8 protein-coding genes and 1 pseudogene are annotated in these 19,133 nt (G+C 70.0%); 1 reads left to right on the top strand and 8 read right to left on the bottom strand.

Annotated features, from left to right (window positions below):
* Positions 1-16: 16 nt before the first annotated feature.
* The 5 genes from ACIOHC_RS17580 to bla form a co-directional block, all read right to left on the bottom strand.
* Positions 17-1,699: a phytoene desaturase family protein gene (locus ACIOHC_RS17580; RefSeq protein WP_389637022.1), complete on the bottom strand. Its 1,683-nt coding sequence runs from the start codon at positions 1,697-1,699 to the stop codon at positions 17-19.
* Positions 1,689-11,192, bottom strand: a complete 9,504-nt coding sequence (locus ACIOHC_RS17575; RefSeq protein ID WP_401843122.1) for an amino acid adenylation domain-containing protein — start codon at positions 11,190-11,192, stop codon at positions 1,689-1,691. Before ACIOHC_RS17575 ends, ACIOHC_RS17580 begins: the two co-directional genes overlap by 11 nt.
* An 80-nt stretch (positions 11,193-11,272) precedes the next feature.
* A complete protein-coding gene (locus ACIOHC_RS17570) occupies positions 11,273-12,130 on the bottom strand; it encodes a sterol desaturase family protein (protein WP_401843163.1) in 858 nt (285 codons plus the stop codon).
* 1,002 nt (positions 12,131-13,132) lie between these two features.
* Positions 13,133-13,978 carry a Gfo/Idh/MocA family protein gene (locus tag ACIOHC_RS17565; protein ID WP_401843121.1) on the bottom strand — a complete coding sequence of 282 codons (846 nt, stop codon included), beginning with the start codon at positions 13,976-13,978 and terminating at the stop codon, positions 13,133-13,135.
* A 128-nt stretch (positions 13,979-14,106) separates the two neighbouring features.
* Positions 14,107-14,940, bottom strand: coding sequence for a class A beta-lactamase (bla, locus tag ACIOHC_RS17560; RefSeq protein WP_389637050.1), 834 nt, complete (start codon positions 14,938-14,940; stop codon positions 14,107-14,109).
* A gap of 504 nt (positions 14,941-15,444) precedes the next feature.
* Here bla and ACIOHC_RS17555 point away from each other — a divergent pair.
* Positions 15,445-16,035, top strand: a complete 591-nt coding sequence (locus ACIOHC_RS17555; protein WP_351076412.1) for a lytic polysaccharide monooxygenase auxiliary activity family 9 protein — start codon at positions 15,445-15,447, stop codon at positions 16,033-16,035.
* 222 nt (positions 16,036-16,257) lie between these two features.
* Here ACIOHC_RS17555 and ACIOHC_RS17550 read toward each other — a convergent pair.
* The 3 genes and pseudogenes from ACIOHC_RS17550 to ACIOHC_RS17540 form a co-directional block, all read right to left on the bottom strand.
* Positions 16,258-17,171, bottom strand: a pseudogene (locus tag ACIOHC_RS17550) (aminoglycoside phosphotransferase family protein).
* A gap of 225 nt (positions 17,172-17,396) precedes the next feature.
* Positions 17,397-18,269, bottom strand: a complete 873-nt coding sequence (locus tag ACIOHC_RS17545; protein ID WP_351076415.1) for a DMT family transporter — start codon at positions 18,267-18,269, stop codon at positions 17,397-17,399.
* A gap of 192 nt (positions 18,270-18,461) precedes the next feature.
* A complete protein-coding gene (locus ACIOHC_RS17540; protein ID WP_351076417.1) occupies positions 18,462-19,115 on the bottom strand; it encodes an HD domain-containing protein in 654 nt (217 codons plus the stop codon).
* Between the last annotated feature and the right edge of the window lie 18 nt (positions 19,116-19,133).

The raw sequence follows: 19,133 nt of genomic DNA, 5'->3' as shown, positions 1-19,133 counted from the left end.
CTGCTCTCCTCGCTGTTCATGTGTGGGTGCCCCCGTTCGCGGACCATTGGTCGAGCTGGGGCAGGTGGCCCAGCTTTCCGGGGTGCCAGGGTTCCTCCCCACGGCTCTCGGACGCCGTGAATCCGCGCCCCAGCTCGTCGCAGAGGTACTGGACGACGAAGCGGCCGGTCGACGCGGCACGGATCAGGCCGCCCATGCCGACCCACTGTCCGGCCATGGAGAAGCCGCGCAGTCCCGGCAGGCGCATGCGGTCCTTGCCGACGAGCCCGGCCGCGATGTCGTCGGCCTCGGAGAAGGCCTTCCAGGCCAGAATGGAGCCCTCGTGGTTGCCGGTGTAGCGCCGGGTCGTCACCGGGGAGGCGACGTCGACCAGCTCGATGCGCTCGGCCGTGCCCGGCAGGCGGCGCTCCAGGAATCCTCGGACGAAGTCGGCCACTTGACGCTTCTGTGCCCGGTACTCCCTGCGATCGGCAGTGCGCAGCGCCTTCCAGTGGGCGAAGTCGCTGAAGTAGGTGCAGTGGACCACCGACCTTCCGGGCGGGGCGAATCCGTCCGAGTAGCGGGAGCGCAACTGGACCACCAGACTGCTCTGGAGCGCGCCGGGCAGTCGCGCGGCGTCCTCGGGGGAGAGCAGATACGTGGTGCTGTGCGCCCGGTCGGGGCCCAGATCGCCCCGGATCCCGACGAAGGCCGAGACCACCGCGGGGAAGAGGGTGCCGGGGCGGTGCAGCAGGTCGTTGTACAGCTTGTCGATCCGCGGCCCGGTGAAACGGCCCTGCAGCAGGCCGTGGATCGTGGTGTGGCCGTCGCAGGCGGAGACGACGTGATCGGCGTAGTACCGTCTGCCGTTGCGCAGTTCGATGCCGATGGCACGTCCGTCCTCGACCAGGATCCGTTCGACCCGTGCCCGGTAGCTGATCTCGCCGCCCAGCGCCGTGTACCGCTCCTCGATCGACCGGGCCAGGCCCAGCGAACCTCCTTGCGGGAATCCGGCGTTGTGGTGATGGGCGCTGGCCATGTTGAACAGGTACGGGAGCAGCGGGAACCCTTCCGGGTCCTGGAAGAAGATGTTGCGGAACGCCCGGCGCAGCAGCGGGTCCTGGAACCGGTCGGCGAACTCGTGCATGGGTGTCGACGCCGTGCGCCAGAAGAGACGGAACGCGGGCAGGACGGTGCGCAGCATCTCCACCCGCTCGCGCACGCTCCGCAGGGCCGGGGCGGTCAGGAAGGGGTACAGCTCGATGTCGATGAACCGCCGCAGATCGCGGCAGAACGAGCGGATCAGCCGGGCGTCGCCGGGCGACAGGTCGAGCAGGTGGCGCTCCAGCCGGTCCGGGTCGTTGTAGAAGACCACTGCGCGGCCGGTCTCGTCGACGACCCGGTTGAACATCTCGAAGTTGGTGATGGTCTTGCCGTCGAGCGCTCCCAGTTCGCGCCACACCTGGTGGGCGTCGTTGCCCGTGGCCGTGCCGATGAGCCACTCGATGCAGTAGTCGAAGATGTAGCCGTCCCGCGACCAGGCCGTGCAACACCCGCCCGGCAGCACATGTTTCTCGAAGATGCGGGACCGCATTCCGTTCATCTGTGCGTAGCACCCGGTGGACATGCCGGCGACACCGGCGCCGATCACGATGACCCGGGGGCTGCCGTCCGCTCCCCGCTCACCTGCGCTCCACGCGTCGCCCGTGTCACCGGCCATCGGCGCCGCCCCCCTGGAGGATGCCGCGCACGATCTCGGCGTTGCGCGCCACGTGCTTGGGGTCGAGCATGTCGGCGTGGATTCCGGAGCCGCGCAGCACGGCCGTGGCCGTATTGGAGCTGCCGTGCCAGGTGCCACGGGCGCCTGCGGCGTAGAGCGCGGTCTTCTCCTCGTCCGTGACCACGCTGACGGTCGCGGAGACCGCGCCGAGGTTCGGTGTGCGGCCGCAGAACGCCAGGTACTCCGCGGCGTGTTCGAGGGTTTCGCGAGCGACGATCTCCGACCCGGTGTGCTTGCGCAGGTGTTCGGCCAGTTCCGCCTCGAAGATCTCGAAGTGCTCGCGTCCGGGAGCGTAGGGCTCCAGGATGCGGTGCGAGTCGAGGACGATCACATGGACGACATCGCGTCCCCGGCATTCGAGTTCCTTGGCCACCTCGAACGCGAGGTTGCCGCCGAGGGAGTAGCCGAGCAGCAGGCAGCTGCCCTCGGGCCGCAGGGATTCGACGAGGTCGGCGTAGTGGCCCACCTTGTTCTCGCCGGGGACGTAGTTGAAGGCGACCAGGCGGTACTCGGGCAGTTGGGCGGCGAAGGCCCGGTAGACGAGGCCGTGGCCGCCGGCCGGCGGGAAGCAGAACACCGTCCGCTCCCGGTCTCCGTTGAAGCTGAGACAGGGCAGGTCGTCCGAGATCCCGCCGGTGGCGAGACGCTCCACCGTGGCGGCCATCCCGTGCAGGGTCGTGACCTGGTACAGCAGACTCACGGGAATGGCCACGCCGAATTCCTGCCGGAGTCGGTGGATGAGCTCGATCAGCTTGATGGAGCTGCCTCCGGCCTCGAAGAACTCGTGCGTCAGGTTGACCCGTTCCAGCCCGAGCAGTTCCTTCCAGTGCCTGGCCATGCTCACCTCGAAGGGTGTGGTGAGCCTCTCCTCGGGTTCGTCGCACGCGTCGAACCGGGGAGTGGGGAGACTAGCGACATCGACCTTCCCGTTGGCGGTCAAGGGCAGTTCCGGCAGGACGACGAAGTGCGAGGGGACCATGTACGCGGGCAGCAGTCCCGCGAGTCGCCGACGGAGCGCGTGCCGGTCGAGCGCTGTTCCTTCCGCCGGAACGCAGTAGGCACAGAGCACGTCCTCGCCCCGGCCGTCGGGACGCACCGCGACGACCGTCCGGGCCAGCTGGGGCCACTGGGCGAGGTGGGCCTCGATCTCGCCGATCTCGATCCGATGGCCGCGCAGTTTGACCTGGTCGTCGACGCGCCCCAGCAGATGGACGAAGCCGTTCACGTCCCAGCGTGCCGCGTCGCCGCTCCGGTAGAGGCGTACGGGTTCGGCGCCCGGCTCCCGGCTCAGTGTCCGGGTCACGAAGCGCTGGGCGGTCTGCGCGGGGTCCCCCGCGTAGCCGAGCGCGACACCGTCGCCGCCGATCCACAGTTCGCCCGGCACCCCGGGCGGCACGGGCTCGCCGTGCTGATCGAGCACATGGAGCGTGCTGTTGCTCAGGGGGCGTCCGATCGGCACCGTCCGCCCGGGTTCCAGGTCGTCGACGGGACCCTCGAAACAGGCGCTGTCGATGGTGGCCTCGGTGACCCCGTAGGAGTTGATGAGGCGGGTGCGCGGTCCGCACAGCTCGCGCAGGCGTCGGTACTCCCCCACCTTCCAGGCATCGGACCCGACGACCAGCAGGCGCATGAAGTCCAGCCGGTGGCCCTCTCGTTCGCAGTGGTCCATGAGTGCCCGCACGACGGCGGGGACGAACTCCGCGCAGTCGACGTTCTCCTCCCGCATGGTCCGGTGGAGACGTTCGGTGTCGAAGAGCAGGTCCCGGTCGACCAGGACCAGATTGCCCCCCGAGCACAGTGCGCGCACCAGGTCTCCGGTGAAGACGTCGAACGACGGGGCCGCCATCTGGAGGTGGACCCGCACGTCACGGTCCAGCCGGTACTCCTTCAGCCACGCTCCGTACGCCGAGGCGAGGTTCCGGTGACTGACCTGCACGGCTTTGGGGTGCCCGGTCGAGCCGGAGGTGTGGATGACATACGCGGGCGAGTCGAGGCCGGAGGTGTCCTCGGCGCCGGACGCGGGCTCCCGCGGGTCGTCCGGGGCGGGCTCGGACTCGCGGAGCTCGCGCAGGGTCAGCGTGTCGGCCGGAAGCCCCGGCAGCCGGTCGCGGCAGGCATCGTCCTCGACGACCACGAGGGTGGCGGCCGCGGTCCGCACAGTGTGCGCGACGCGGTCGGCCGGATGGTCGGTCGGGACCGGGAGGTAGGCGCCTCCGGCCCTGAGCACCGCCAGGAGTACGACGACGAGGTCGGGCGTCTTCTCCAGGCACAGCACCACCACCGATCCGGCACCGGCTCCCCGTCCCCGCAGCCGCCGGGCCATTTCTCCTGAGCGGCGGTCCAGTTCCGCGTACGTCAGCCGGAGGGCATTCCCGCGACGTGCCGGCACCGTGACGGCGACGGCGTCCGGGCACCGGGCCGCGACCTCCGCGATCAGCTGATGCACCGGGCGGACCCGGCCCCTCTCCCACTCCCCCGCACCGGACGGCGGAGCGAGGTGCCCGGCGCCGCTCCACTCGCGGACCAGCCGTTCACGCTCCTGGGCCCCGAGCATCCCCAGCCGGGTGATGGGCCGTTCGGCCGGTGCCCGGGTCATGCTGTCGAGCAGTGTGGTGTAGTGCGTTGCCATCCGCTGCATGGTCCGAGGCAGGAACAGGTCGGTGTTGTACTTGAGGACACAGTGGAACCGACGCTCCGCCTCGTCCTCGTAGACGGAGAGCGTGACATCGAACTGCCCTTCCTCCTCGGGTAGTTCGATGTACTCCAGCCGATAGCCGTACTTCTCGGTGGCGACCTTGTGGGTCAGCAGGATGAACATCGCCTGGAACACCGCGGAGCGGCTGGGGTCGTGCTGGAGCCCCAGCTCGTCCACGAGCAGGACGAACGGGTACTCCTGGTTGTCGAGGCCGCCCAGCACGGTCGCGCGGACCCGCTGCAGCAGGTCGGCGACCGATGGTTCGCCGGAAAGGTCCGCGTGCAGCGGGAGCGGGTTGACGAAGTAGCCGTAGACAGAGGCGAACTCCTGGTCGGTCCGGCCGGTCACGGGACTGCCCACGATGACGTCGTCCTGACCCGAATAGCGCTGGAGCAGTACGTAGTAGGCACTGAGCAGCACCATGAACGGGGTCACGTCGTGCGCGCGGGCCAGAGCGTGCACGCGGGCCGTGAGAGCCGCGTCCAGCACGAAGAACTCCGAGGCGCCGTTGTGTGTCTGCACAGCCGGACGGGGCTTGTCGACGGGCAGTTCCAGCACCGGCACCTCGGCGGGCAGGTGCGAGCGCCAGTAGTCGAGCATGCGGTGCGCCGCCGGCCCGGCCAGGAAGCGGTTCTGTGCGTTGAGGAAGTCCAGATAGCGGGCCGTGACCGGCGGCAGCGAGGGCGCACGGCCTTGACGCAGCCCCTCGTACACCGCGAGGAGTTCCTCGATGAAGGTGAACGTCGAGATCGCGTCGGAGACGATGTGGTGGACCGCCTTCATGATCACCCAGCGGTCCGGGCCGCGTTTGAAGAGCCGGAAGCGGAACAGCGGGTCGTGTTCGAGGTCGTACGGCCTGCGGTACTGGGCCACGATGGTGCGGTGGATGTCCTCCCACTCCTGGTCCTGTACGTCGAACAGCGCGACGTCCGGGCTCCGGTCCGTGGACACCTGCTGCACCGGCACGCCGTCCACGGTGAGGAAGTTCGTCCGCAGCGCGGGGTGACGTCGCACCAGGCAGCGGACGGCCTCGAACATCAGGTCGGGTTCGAGGGCGACACGGACCTCGACCGCGCCGCCGATGTTGTACGCGTAGCCGTCGGGATCGAGCTGCCTGAGGAACCACAGGGCCTTCTGATTCTGCGTCAGCGGATGGCGCAGCTCGTCGTCGAACACCTCCACCGCGGCCTTGTCGTCACCATCGGTTTCCAGCGCCACCGCCTCGGCGAGACCGTCGTGGAGCTGTCCGATCAGCTCGTCGACCGGAATGCCGCTCAGCAGGGCCACCACGGGCGGAGCGACGCCGAGTTCGGAGACGAGCCGGGCGCGCAGCTCCATCGCCAGGAGCGAGTCGAGTCCCAACGCGTTGAGGCCTGCCCGTGGGTCGATCTGATCGGTTCCCGTCCGCAGCACCGAGGAGGCCACTTCCGTGAACCGCCGGGTCACCAGCGCCAGGCGCTCGGTCGCGTCCGCGTCGCGGAAGGCGTCGAGGATGCCCTCGCCCGTGGCGTCGCCCGTGCCGGTGCCTGCCGTCGCCGCGAGGTCGGCCACCAGCGCGGGCGGCGAACCGTACCAGGCCAGGAACACCGGCCAGTCGACGACTGTCGCAACGAGCAACTGGGCCCGGTCCTGGCCCATGACACGCTCCAGGACCGCCATGCCGGCATCCGGAGAGAGCGAGCTCATCCCGCGGCTGCGGAGGTAGTGGTCGACGAGCCCGAGCTCTTCGATCATGCCGGTGGCCCACGGTCCCCAGTCCACGCTCAGCCCCGGCAGCCCCAGTGCCCGACGGTGCTGGGCCAGCGCGTCGAGGAACGCGTTCCCGGCGGCGTAGTTGGTCTGGCCCGCCGTCGTCAGCAGTGAAGCGATCGAGGCGAACAGGACGAAGTGGTCGAGCGGTTCGTCGCCGAGGTGCCGGTGGAGCAGATACGCGCCGATGGCCTTGGGATCGTGGGCCTCGGCGAAGGTTCGCCGGTCCATGTCCGTGACGAGTGTGTCGCGTACCTGGCCGGCCAGGTGGAACACCCCTCGTACGGGCGGCGGGGAGGTGCGCCGACGCGCGTCGAGCCAGGCCGTGAGCGCGGCCTCATCGGTGATGTCGAGCGGTGCCAGGACGATGCGTGCCCCGAGCGCCTCCAGCTCCTTGACGAAGGCCACGGCACGGCCCTCGGCGGTGTCGGGGTCGAGACCGCGCCAGGCGGAGCGCTCCGGGAGCGCGGTGCGTCCGATCAGGATCAGACCGCGCGCCCCGCGCCGTACGAGTGTCCGGCAGAGCAGTCTGCCGAGCGCACCGAAGGCACCGGTGACCAGGTAGTCGGCGTCGGCGCGCAGCCGCAGCGGAAGGGGACGCGTCAGCCCTTCGGCCCGCCGCATCCTGCTGGTGAGGCGGTGGTCGCCGCGCAGCGCGATCTCTTCCTCGTCATCGGTGAGGACCTCGTGCAGCAGCGCCCGGGCGTCGGCCCGGCATCCGTCGCCCCCTCCTCGGCCGGGATCCAGGTCGATCAGTTTGCCTCGGTGGGAGGTCAGCTCCTGATGTCTGAGCACTCGGCCGATCCCCCATGCGGGTGCCCCCAGGGGTTCGACGGTCTCGCCGGGCTCGACGTACTGCGCGCCGCGCGTCACGATGTGCAGCCGGCCTTCGGCCCGGTGGCGGAGCAGTGTCCGGGCGAGCGTGATCAGCGAGTACGCCCCCGTGCCGCTGTGCTGTACGAGGTCCTGCCGTGAAGCCTCCGCGAGGTGCGGCAGGTCGAGGTTCCAGAGATGCACGATGGCTCCGAAGGCTGGCCCACCGGTCCTGCCGTTCGCTCCTTCGTGGTCGTTGTCCCGGTCCTGGCCGCCCTCGCCCAGGTCGGCGAAGAGCCGTTCCAGATCCGCGGCCGATCCCGGCACGACCGTGAACTCCCGTCCGTCGTCGCCCCTTCGGTACACCTCACCCGGGCGCACAAGACGGCAGCGCTCACCGCGCGCGGCGAGCAGGGCGCTCAGAGCATCGCCGACGCCCTGCCGATCGGCGAACACCAGCCAGTCGCCACCGCCCCCTGCCGCCGTTTCGGCTCCGGCTCCGATCCGGGCCTCGCCCTCGTCCCGGCCTTCGCCCGGGTCCTTGCCCTCGGCGGAATCGAAGGGCCTGTCGATCCACGTGGTCTCGGCGAGCCAGGAATCGATCGTGCCGAGGCCGACCGTCGTGGATGCCTTCTCCACATCGGCTGCGCGAAAGCCACCGATGCCGCCCAGGGACTCGCCGCCGTCCGCGTAGACGGCCATGTCCCCGACGAGCTCGTCCGCGCCGCCGCGGGTCACTGTGGCGTGCACCCAGATCGGCCGGTCCCCGACCGGGGCGAGGCACACCTCGTCGATGGACAGGGGCAGGCGGATGCCGGCGGTCTGCCGGTCCGCGCCGCCGTCGAGGAGTTGCGTCGCGAGCAGGGACTGGAAGCAGCCGTCGAGCAGTACGGGGTGGATGTGGTGCCGGGCCGCGTCGTCTCCGAGCACCGCCGGCGGGCTGAGCCGGGCGAGGACTTCACCGGATCCGATCCACACCTCTTCGATGGTCCGGAACGCGGGGCCGTAGTGGTACCCCAGAGCGGCCAGCGCCGTGTAGCAGTCAGCCCCGTCCAGCCGACGTCGGCAGCGTGCCGCGAGAGCCGCGGTGTCGACGGGCGGGCCGGCCGGACGCGGCTGCGCGGAGCGCACGACACCGCTCGCGTGCACCGCCCGCTCACCCCCGCCCTCCTCTGCCGAGGCGATGGTGAACACGGCGTTCTGCGGCGAGAGCGACAGGCGTACGGCCCGGTCCTCGCCCTCGGGCAGGAAGAGGGCTCTGCGGAGTTCGATGTCCGTGAGCACCGCGTGGGTGCCGCCGGTCAGCGAGCGGACCGCCTGCACGGCCATCTCCAGGTACCCCGCCGCCGGGAAGACGACGGTCGACTGGATGCGGTGGTCGTCGAGGTAGGGCAGCCGCTCGGTGTCGAGCGTCGTGTGCCACGTCGGTTCCGTGTGCGTCGTGCGGCGGCCCAGAAGGGGATGCTCGGTCCGGCCGAGGCGGACGTGCGCGACGGGGCCGGGCTCGGTCCAGTAGCGGTCGCGCTTCCACGGATAGCGGGGCAGGGCCACCGGAGCGCCCACCGGGTGCAGGGCGTCCCAGGCGACGGGGACCCCGACGTTGTGCAGCTCCGCCAGCGACGTCGCGAAGCGCTCCGGCTCGTTCTCGCGGCGGCGGATCGACGGAAGGGTGCGCACGGCCGTCCCCCTGCCGTCGAGGCACTCACGGATGGAGTGGCCGAGCACCGGATGCGGACCGATCTCCAGGAACAGCCCGAACCCGTCGTCGGCGAGCCGGTCGACGGCCGAGCGGAAGAGGACCGGGTGGCGGACGTTCTTCCACCAGTACTCCGCGTCCAGCTCGCTGCCGTGCGCCGTGCCCTCCTGAGCCGTCGGATACAGCGGAACCGTCGCCGCCCGGGGTTCGAGTCCGGCCAGGGATGTCAGCAGCTCGTCCTTGATCGCCTCCATGCCCGCGCTGTGGTACGGGACCTGTACCGTCAGAAGCTTGGCGAAGACCTGCTCGGACCGCAGCACGTCCGCAAGCTCGGCCAGTGCGCCGCGGTCCCCGGCCAGCGTCACCGCCGAGGGACTGTTGACCGCGGCCACCGACACCCGATTCCCGTACGCCGCCGCCCGGAACCGCGCCTCCGCCTCCGGCAGGCTGACGGCGAGCATGGTGCCGGTCCCGGTCAGCCGCTGCTGGAGCCGACTGCGGTGCACCACGATTCGCGCCGCGTCCTCCAGGGTGTAGACGCCCGCTTCGTGGAAGGCGGCGATCTCGCCGGTGCTGTGGCCGACCACGGCATCGGGCCGCACACCGTACTGGCGCCACATGGCCGCGAGCCCCACCTGGACGGCGAAGTTGGCCGGCTGTGCGAGCCATGTCTCACCCATGCGCGAATCGGCTTCGTCCGCCGTCATTTCCGCGATCAGGGACCAGTCCGCGAACCTGCGGATGGCCTGATCGCAGCGGGTGACCGCCTCCCGGAACACCTCGTCGCCCTCGAACAGCTGGCGGCCCATTCCCCACCACTGCGGTCCCATGCCGGTGAACACCCAGACCAGACGGCGCCGTTCGACATCGAGCTGCCTTCCGTGGACGACCCTCGGGTGGGGTTCGCCCCGTTGGAAGGCGGCGAGCCCCTCGTCCAGTTCGGCACGTGAGGAGTACACGACGCAGAGCCGTGACTCGAGGTGCTGGCGGCGACGGGCAAGCGTGTATCCGAGATCGGTCGCCGACACCTCCGGCCCATGGACCCCGGCCAGTTCGCGACGGATGCCCGCCGCCACCTCGGGCAGGACGTCCGGGGTCCGGGCGGTCAACGGAAGGATGTTCCAGGCCCGTTCGCGGCGCACGGCCTGCTGGGGTGCCCGCTCGGGTGCCTCCTCCAGTACGACATGGGCGTTCGTGCCGCCGAAGCCGAACGAGTTCACCCCGGCCCGTGCGGGTCCCTCGTGCTCGGGCCAGTCGGTCGGCTCGGTCGGGATCCGGTACGGGGAGGTCTCCCGGTCGATGGCGGTGTTGATCCGTTCCAGGTTGATGTGGGGCGGGATACGGCGATGCTTCAGGCAGAGAACGGTCTTGATCAGCCCGGCGATGCCCGCTGCCGCCTCGGTGTGCCCGATGTTCGTCTTGACGGACCCGACGTAGCAGGGGGCGCCGGGCCTGCGTCCCACGGCGAGCGCCCGGCTCAGCGCGTTCGCCTCGATCGGATCGCCGACCGGGGTCGAGGTGCCGTGCGCTTCCACGTACTGCAGGGCGCCGGGGGTGATGCCCGCTGCGGCGCAGACGCGTTGGATGAGGCCGAACTGGGCGTCCTCGCTGGGCACGGTGATGCCGTTGGTGCGGCCGTCCTGGTTGACCCCCGTACCGAGGATCACCGCGTGGACGGGATCGCCGTCGCGTACGGCGTCGTCCAGCCGCTTGAGCGCGACCATTCCGACGCCCTCGGCCCGTACATAGCCGTTGGCGGCGGCGTCGAACGTACGCGAGCGGCCGTCGGGCGACAGGAATCCGCCCTTCGTCTCGGCGATGGTGTACTGGGGTGCCATGTGCAGCAGGACGCCACCGGCCAGTGCGAGATCGGTCTCGCGGTTGTGCAGGCTCTGGCAGGCGAGGTGCACCGCCACCAGGGAGGAGCTGCAGGCGGTGTCGATCGACAGGCTGGGACCCCGGAAGTCGAAGCAGTGCGACAGACGGTTCGAGACCATCGTCATCATGGTGCCGGTGGCGGTGTGCGCGGCCAGTGAGGCGAAGCCCAGATCGGAGAACTGGAGGATCTTGTAGTCCAGTGTGAACGCGCCGACGAAGACGGCGGTATCGCTGCCGGCGAGCTCCGAGGGCCGCTGGCCGCCGTCCTCCAAGGCCTCCCACGCCACTTCCAGCAGCTTGCGCTGCTGGGGGTCCATATGGTCGGCCTCGCGCGGGCTGATACCGAAGAAGCCGGGGTCGAACTCGTCGAAACCCTCGATGTATCCACCTCGGCCACCGATCAGTCGCCCGGGTTTCTCCTTGAACCGGCTGCGGAGCGTCGAGACGTCGTAGCGGTCGGCCGGTGTGGCGGTGATGCAGTCCTTGCCCTCCATGAGGTTCTGCCAGTAGGCGCGGTGGTCCGATGCACCGCCGGGCAGTCGGCAGCCCATGCCGATGATCGCTACTTTGTCGCTCACAGAGGCACTGTTCACGTCGGGCAAGGTCGTACTCCTCAAGTCGTGGCGCCGCGACACGGCATGGATGCGAGAAGGGGTGCGGTATCCCGGAAAGGAGAGGCAGCTCAGGCGGAACCGGGCCCGGCTCTCTTCGCACGGCGCCAGGGGTGGAGAAGGCTGGTGGCGATATCGGCGGTCGGGGGGAACGAGGCGGGGTCACCGATCCCGACCGCGATCGGCTCCCGGCCGGGCCGCCAGGTGTAGCTGCCGAAGAGGTGGTCCCAGATGGACAGGTCCGATCCGTAGTGGCCCGCCTCGGACAGGTCGACGCTGTGGTGCAGGCGATGTTGTTCGGGGCTGGCGAGCACATGGTTGAACCGCCCGATATGGACGTCGATGTTGGCGTGGACGAAGTAGCCCTGCGCGGCCACGAAAAGACCCACGACGAATACGGATTCCCGGGAGAATCCGATCGAGGCCAGAGCCAACTGCACAGCCCCCTGCGCGAGCATGATGTCGAGGACATGATTGACACCGTTATTGGCGACATTCACTTTCTGCGGCACGTGATGCACGCCGTGCAGTCGCCACAATATCGAATTGGAGTGCCCCAGCCGGTGTACGAGATAGCTCGCCAGCGAACCCGTCAACAAAGCCGCCGGAATCTCCTCCCAGAGATGGGGCGCAGATTCGTCGGGCGCCACCGCCGAAACGGCGGCTGTCACCAGATACTGCGCCAGGGCGCTGGCCGCCATCGTCAGCAGGAAGTAGGCGCCGTACCAACGCCACTCGTCGGCGTTCGGGTGCCAGGCGCGCTGATGCGGAATCAGGCGTTCGAGAGCCGTGAGGTAGGAAATGGTGCCGAGCAGGAAGAGCGGGCTCACCCGGCCGGGATCCCAGTCCAGCCGGAGAGCGGCCGCCGCCACGGAGAACGTGGCCACCAACAGCAAGGGGTACGCCGATGCACGGAGGACGGCGCGCATTGAAAGCACGGCCGCATCCTCATTCCGTACCGGGCCGGAACCCGGGTCCGCATCACCACCGGGTGATCGTTCGCCATTTTCCATCCACAGCACCTTTACAAAGGATCAGAACAGAGAAATACACAGACCGTGAAGCAGACCGCACAAGAGGAACTGACTATTTCCTGCGGGCGCACGGAACCGAAATGACCGGCCGCACGGGACCGGAATGACCGAAACCGTTGGTCACGCGCGCAGGAATTCACATCTGGGACTGATGTGAACCGTGTTACGAACCTTGTGAACTTGAGCGGGGCCACCGGGCGACCTCGCTCTGTTTCCATTTCCCATCCCGACGCCCTCAACCGTCGGATTCCAGCCTCGTCGCGACACTCCGGACACCCTCGACCGGTTTCGCCACCTCGTTTGATTTCCCATGACGAGGGAGGACCAGCCAGGCGGAATGCGAATAATTCGACCAGCCGGCAAGCGAGTTGCTAATAATATTGATAATCTATTGGGACTTTATAATTCGACTCGCCGGACGGGGTTTCTTCGCACGTCCGGCGCGGCTCCCGAGGGCCTGAAGAACAGGCCGGCGCACCGCAACGGCCTTCCGCTGTCGGCCGGGATCCCGCTCGCCCTGCCCAGGACGTCGGCGAGGCCTCGCTCCGGTTCCGGCAACACGGCGGCGCCCGTGGCACCCCCTCGCTCGCCCCGGCATCGGTCGGATGGTGCGCGGGAGGCAGTCGGGTCCGCCGTGGCTCATAAGTACCGGATCCGGAGCACCAATGGGATGCCGACAGCTGCCGCGTTCCCGCCACCGGCCGTCGCCTGACGCGTGACAAGCCCTCGTCGGCGGACCCCGGCGGCCATGCGGCGCGATGTCCGCGCTTCCCCGCGCCCCCGACCACCCGCCCGGCATCCGGTACCGTCCGGACGGCGGGCGACGTCGGTTACGGGACAGCCCTTACGGCCCGGTCCACTCGCCATCGCGCACCAGGCCGTAAGCCCTGGAGCGGCCTACCGGCTCCGCAGGGCAGTGGTGACGGCTTCCAGAACCTCGATGGGGCGCAGCAGATCCGTGTAGCCGATCGGCGGTCTGCCCGTACGCGCCATCTCCAGGAACGCTTCCAGCCCCGGCACGCAGTAGTTCGCGTCGAGGGCGAGAGTCTGCTGGACCATGGTGTCCTGAGTGAACGTCATTCCGTGGAACGGGATCTGGTGCGTTTCGGTCGGTTCGACGAAGTGCACGACGACGCGCGTGCCGCCGGCGGTGAATGACGCGGTGACGGTGGTGTCAGTGGTGTCCGTGCGAATGCCGCAGATCTCGCCGGGCGCGAGCCGGAGAGCGAGATCCACCGGGTGGATGCCGTAGAAGAAGATCCCGCCGTACTCACCATCGGGATCGGCGGGCCCCGACGTCACCACCACGTGCGGCGGCCCGCCGCGGGCGGACCGGGCCGCCAGCGCGTCGGTGTCGGGAATCCAGCGGAGCGCCGAGAACGACGTGAGCGGCGCGTCGTGGGCGAGCGCGATGTCGATGATGGCTCGGGCGTCGTCCACGGTGCAGGCCAACGGCTTGTCGACGAATACCGGAAGCCCCTCGGCCAGGAAGGGGATCGCCTGGTCCCGGTGGTGCGCGCCGTGCCGGTCGGCGACGATGACGGCGTCCACCAGCCCGAGCAGGTCGGTGGGTTCGTCGACGATCTTCGCTATCCCGCCGGTGGACGCCAGTGCCTCGTTGCGCCGACCGCGCCCGCCGCTGAGGGCCACGACGCGGGCGTCGCCGCCCGCGTCGTGGACGTTGAGATGGCCGACGATGTGGTCGACATGGCTGTTCTTGGTGCCAGCGATCCCGATGCGCATCGGGAGAGATTACCTTCATGGTGACGTGCCCGGTCAGCGCGCTCCCCCGCTCGTCAAGCGGCGACCCCCGGCGCCGTGTACGCCTCCGCCGCCGCTCGACCGGGCCCCTGGGGTCGCCCGCCGTGGTTTCAGGCGAGGGCCTGCGCCAGGACGGCGGCCGTCTCGGCGACCACGAGATCGTCCGCCTCGGCGTCGGATTCGCGCTGGGTGGACAGGACTGCCAGCACGATCGGTCCCCGGCCTGGTTGCCAGGCGATACCCACGTCGTTCGCGGTCCCGTAGCTGCCGGTGCCGGTCTTGTCGCCGACGGTCCAGCCGTCGGGAAGGCCGGCGCGCAGGCGTTTGCCACCCGTCGTGTTGGCCAGCAGCCACCCCGTCAATCGTTTCCGGTCCCCTGCCTCCAGGGCGCGCCCGAGGACGAGCCGTGCATAGGTCTCGCCGATCGCGCGTGGACTGGTGGTGTCGGTCGCACGGCCCGGCTCCGCCGAGTTCAGTTCCGGCTCCCAGCGGTCCAGCCGGGTCACCGTGTCTCCGATCGACCGGCAGAAGCGAGTGACGGACCTCGGCCCGCCGAGTTCCTCCAGCAGGAGGTTGGCCGCGGTGTTGTCGCTGAACGAGATGGCGGCCCCGCACAGGGCGTCCACCGTCATCCCGTGCGCGAGATTCTCCGGTTTGCCCGTCACCGGCGCACCCTTCGCCCTCTCGATGTCCTGTTCCGTGTAGTGAATGACTCTCGACAGGAACGTGCCGTCGTGGTCCAGGTCCCTCAGGACGGCCCCGACGGCCAGCGTCTTGAACGCCGAGCACATGGGGAAGCGCTCATCGCCCCGATGGGCGACGCTCCTGCCCGTCACCGTGTTCCACCCGAACACCCCCAGCCGAACGGCATGCTCCCGCTCCAGGGCCTGCAGCTTCCGCTCCGTCGCGTCCCCCGGCCCGACGGCGTACGCGGCCGACGTCATGGGGCCGGCGGCCAGCACCGCTCCCAGGCCCCCGGCGAGCACTGCACGGCGTGACGCGTTCCTGTTCGGGCTCAAGGTCTCCGCCCCTCCTTCTCGTTCACCTGCACTTCCTGCCCATGACGTGCCCCGCGAGCCCGCCGGTTGCACACGTCCGCAACCAGGCCCGGTCCAGGCTCTGTTCGCCCGGCGGAGCGCCGCCGGTGTTGCCACTCCGGCCGAAGCCGTGCGGGCGACGCGCCCTCGGTCCACGTCCGGCCTCTCTGCGTACGCACGGTCGGCGCTTGCGGCGCTCGGCGCACTTCCGCCGCGCCGCGGCTTCGAGGCGGTCGACGGCCCCGGGGGTCGGGTCCCGACGTTCGGACGGCGTGTTCCGGCTCGGCCGGAATGCCCGATGGACATGACCAAGTGCCCTGGATACTCTCGAACTTGGTCTAGACCTAATGGGGTGGAGTGCACCCGCCCCACTCGTCTCGCGCGCCCCCACATCTCCCTCAGGAGCGAAGCATGCGCAGAAGGATCACCTCGTTACTGCTCGGGCTCGGCATCGCCGGAGCCTCCGTCCTCGTCACCGGCGGCAGCGCCCAGAGCCATGGCTACACCGACGCCCCCATCAGTCGTCAGCAGCTCTGCGGCAACGGGACCGTGCGCAATTGCGGCCAGATCCAGTGGGAACCGCCGAGCGTCGAGGGCCCGAAGGGCTTCCCTGCCCGAGGCCCCGTCGACGGCACGATCTGCTCCGGCGGTATCGGCCGGTTCTCCGAGCTCGACGATCCGCGCGGGGGCGCCTGGCCCGCGACCAAGGTCACCGGCGGGCAGAGCTACACCTTCCGTTGGCAGATCGAGGCACGGCACGCCACGACCGACTTCCGTTACTACATCACCAAGGACGGCTACGACCCCACCAAGCCCCTCACCCGGGCCGACCTGGATCCGCAGCCGTTTCTGACCGTGCCCTTCGGCGGCCGTCTGCCGGGTTCCACGGTCAGCCACTCCGGCATCCTGCCCCAGAAGTCGGGAAAGCACCTGATCCTCGGCGTCTGGACGATCGCCGACACCGATAACGCCTTCTACGCCTGCTCGGACGTGACTTTCTGAGCCGGTGCCCCCAGGCCGCACCCGTGCCCGTACCGGTTCGATGGGCGTGCGGTCCTCACGGATGAGGACCGCACGCCCCGGTCACCGCACCGATCACGAGATCCGGTACGGCACGCGGTCCACAGCGGAGGTCTCCTCATGCCGGGCGCATGCGGGACATTCAGCCGCACGGCGAGGTGCCGCGGCTGCCGCCGGGCGCCCCAAGCAGGAGGGCCGGCCCCCTCAGCCGATGAGTGCCTCGCTGATCTGACGGGCGGTCTGCGCGGCGACCCGGGGGTCGACGGCGGCGTAGGAGGTGTATGCGTTCAGCCCGGTGGCCAGGGCCCGGCCGCGGCCCCGGGTCCAGGTCGCATCGTCCACCCCCGACTCGGCGCGGAACGCGGCCCGGCTCCGGCCCGACAGCAGAGTGAAAGCAATGGTCGGATCGCAGGACGGGTCGCCCACACCGAGCTCGCCGAAGTCGATGACCGCGCTGAGCTCGCCGTCGGTCGTCAACAGGTTGCCGGTATGGAAGTCACCGTGGCGCAGACCGAAGGGCGGTCCCACTCGGGGGCGTTCAGCGCCGTTTCCCGCAACTCGGTCATGGGCCCGGCATCGAACAGTCCGTCGACCTCCGCGATCGCGGCCCGGGTGGCGCGGTCCCGGTCGGCCAGCGGCCGTAGCGTCAGAGCACCGCGGGCATGCTCCCCCGGTGCGATCCGCTGAAGGGCCGTCAGGAACTTGGCCAGTGCGACGGCGGTGTCCGTCGAATCGGCCAGTGCCTCGACGGTCGCCACCTCGCCGTCCAGCCAACGAGAGACCGCCCACGGCCATGGACAGCCGAAGTCGGGCCGGCCGACCCCCACCGGAACCGGAACGGCGAGCGGCAGGTGCGGGACGAGTCGGGGCAGCCACGCGGACTCCTCGACGGCCTGGTTGCCGGCCCCGGCATGACGGGGCAGCCGGACGGACGGTTCCTCGCCCAGCCGGTGGATCACATGGTCCGAGCCCGCCGGGTCGAGCAGCCGCAGGGGCAGCCCGGCCCACTGCGGGAACTGCGTGTCGACCAGGCTCCTGACCAGCCCGGCATCGATCACGGGCTGAGGTCCGCAGCTTCCTCGGTCGTCAGGACGCCTCCGCCATCCGGCCCGCTCCATGCGGCGGGCAGTCGAAGTCATCGCAGTGCGTGGCAAAGCGTCTGTCGACTGGATATCGGCCCCGCACCCACGCCTGACCGGGCGGCGACCGGACGGTTTGAGCCCGGGGCGCGGCGGTCCCGGGGCGACGGGGCCGGTCCGGGCGCCGTGGGGGCCGGATCCGCTCGCACGGCCCATGACCGTGGCGGCACGGATCCGTGAGACGTGCCGACGCCGGTGTCCCCGTCACTCGGCTGTGGCGAGCCGGTCCTGTGGATGGACGGTGACGAGAGCGATCCCCCCGCAGCACACCGCGAGCAGCAGCAGTTCGGTGACCGACGGCGCGGGCGCGGTGTTCAGCGCCCAGTCGCCGAGGCGCACCGTGAACGGGACGGCCAGCTGCACAGCGGCCGTGAAGACCGGTCCGCGCAGCAGGATGAGCCGGTGTTGTACGAGGTAGGCGGGCGCGTAGAGGGCCGCGCCCAGCACGAGGACACCGCCGGTCGCGGCGGGTGTCGGCGGGTGGGCGATCAGCGCGGGCAGTGCCATCGGGAGCAGCAGACAGGTGGCGGCGGCGAGGAGCACGGGCAGTACGGCGAGGGGCGGCAGCCCCGCCAGCCGTTCCCGGTACAGGAACCCGTACACCGCGAAGGCCGAGGTCGCGGCCACCACCATCAGCAGTCCCTCCCCGTCCAGATCTCCCGCGTCCGCGCCGAGCGCCGCGTACCCGGCGGCCGCCGCACAGGCCAGGATCGCCCCCGTCGCCTTGCGCGGCCCGGACCGTTCCCCGAAGAACAACGCGCCCACCGCCACCGAGACGCAAGGCATCAGTGCGACGACAAGGTTGGTCAGCGACGTTCCGATGCGCGGGATCGCGAGGAGGGTGCCGGCCGCGTAACCGGCGAAGCCGAGCAGGCCCAGCAGCCACACGGTGGCGGGGCGGGCGGCGGCCCGGCGCAGATCGGCCCGGCCGGCCGCGCTGGAGGCGGCGACGGCGGTGAGCACCGCGCAGCAGACCGCGGTGCGGCCCACGGCGACGATCAGCGGATCCGTCCCGGCGACCAGGGCGCCGGAGAGCAGCCAGGTCCCGGCGAGCAGCAGGACGAGAGCACCCGGCACAGCACGGCCTTTCCGCAGGCGGTCGAAAGACGGACGGCTGAACTCGGGCCGACAGGTTGCCCGGTCCCCCGTGGCCGCCACCCGCCCGATGGCTGTCACGGCTCTCGTCCACCCCGGGGAGCCCGGCTCGGATCACCATCATGGTGTGCCCGGACACAGTCGTCCACCGGCTCGTGCCCCTCTGGCGCGGCTTCACTCCGGCCAGGGGGAATCCAGGATGGTGTCCACGAAGTCGCCCCGCTCGAATCCGGGTGTGTACCGCTGCAGGACATCGGCCTTCACATTGCCGAAGGTGGTGTCCGGCTTGGGTTCGATGCCTTCGGTGAAGGCCCGGAGAATGCGCTGCTTGAAGTCGGGGCGGGGATGCAGGGCGACGATCGAGTCGCGGTCCGCGTCGCTGATGTCCCTGTACCCGATGCCGAGCACGTCGTACTCCACCCCGGCGGTCACGAGGGCGACCTCGGGTTCCATGTACTGGGGGATTCCCGGTGTCGTATGGAGCGCGATCGACGTCCAGACGCGACGGATGCTGTCCTCGGGGACGCCGTGGCTCTGCAGGAATCTCCGTGCCTCGTCGGCGCCGTCCACCTCGAACCGGCGCCCGCTGTTCCGGAACTCCTCGTTGAGGCCCAGGTCATGGAACATGGCCCCGATGTAGAGCAGTTCCGGGTCGAAGCCCAGTCGCCTGTTGCGGCCCTGCAGGCTGCCGAAGAAGTAGACCCGGCGGGAGTGGTGGTAGATCAGGTCGTCGGTCGCGTCACGCACCAGTTCCGTGGCCTCGACGGCCAGTCGGGTGTCGGGCACCGTCACTCCGGTGACGGATGCGAGGTCGGCGCTGCCGGTCATGTGAACTCCTCCTTCGTA

Source organism: Streptomyces sp. NPDC088252, assembly GCF_044740965.1.
Lineage (GTDB): Bacteria > Actinomycetota > Actinomycetes > Streptomycetales > Streptomycetaceae > Streptomyces.
The sequence above is the reverse complement of the archived record's forward strand: the minus strand, read 5'-3'. Positions and strand labels throughout refer to the sequence as shown.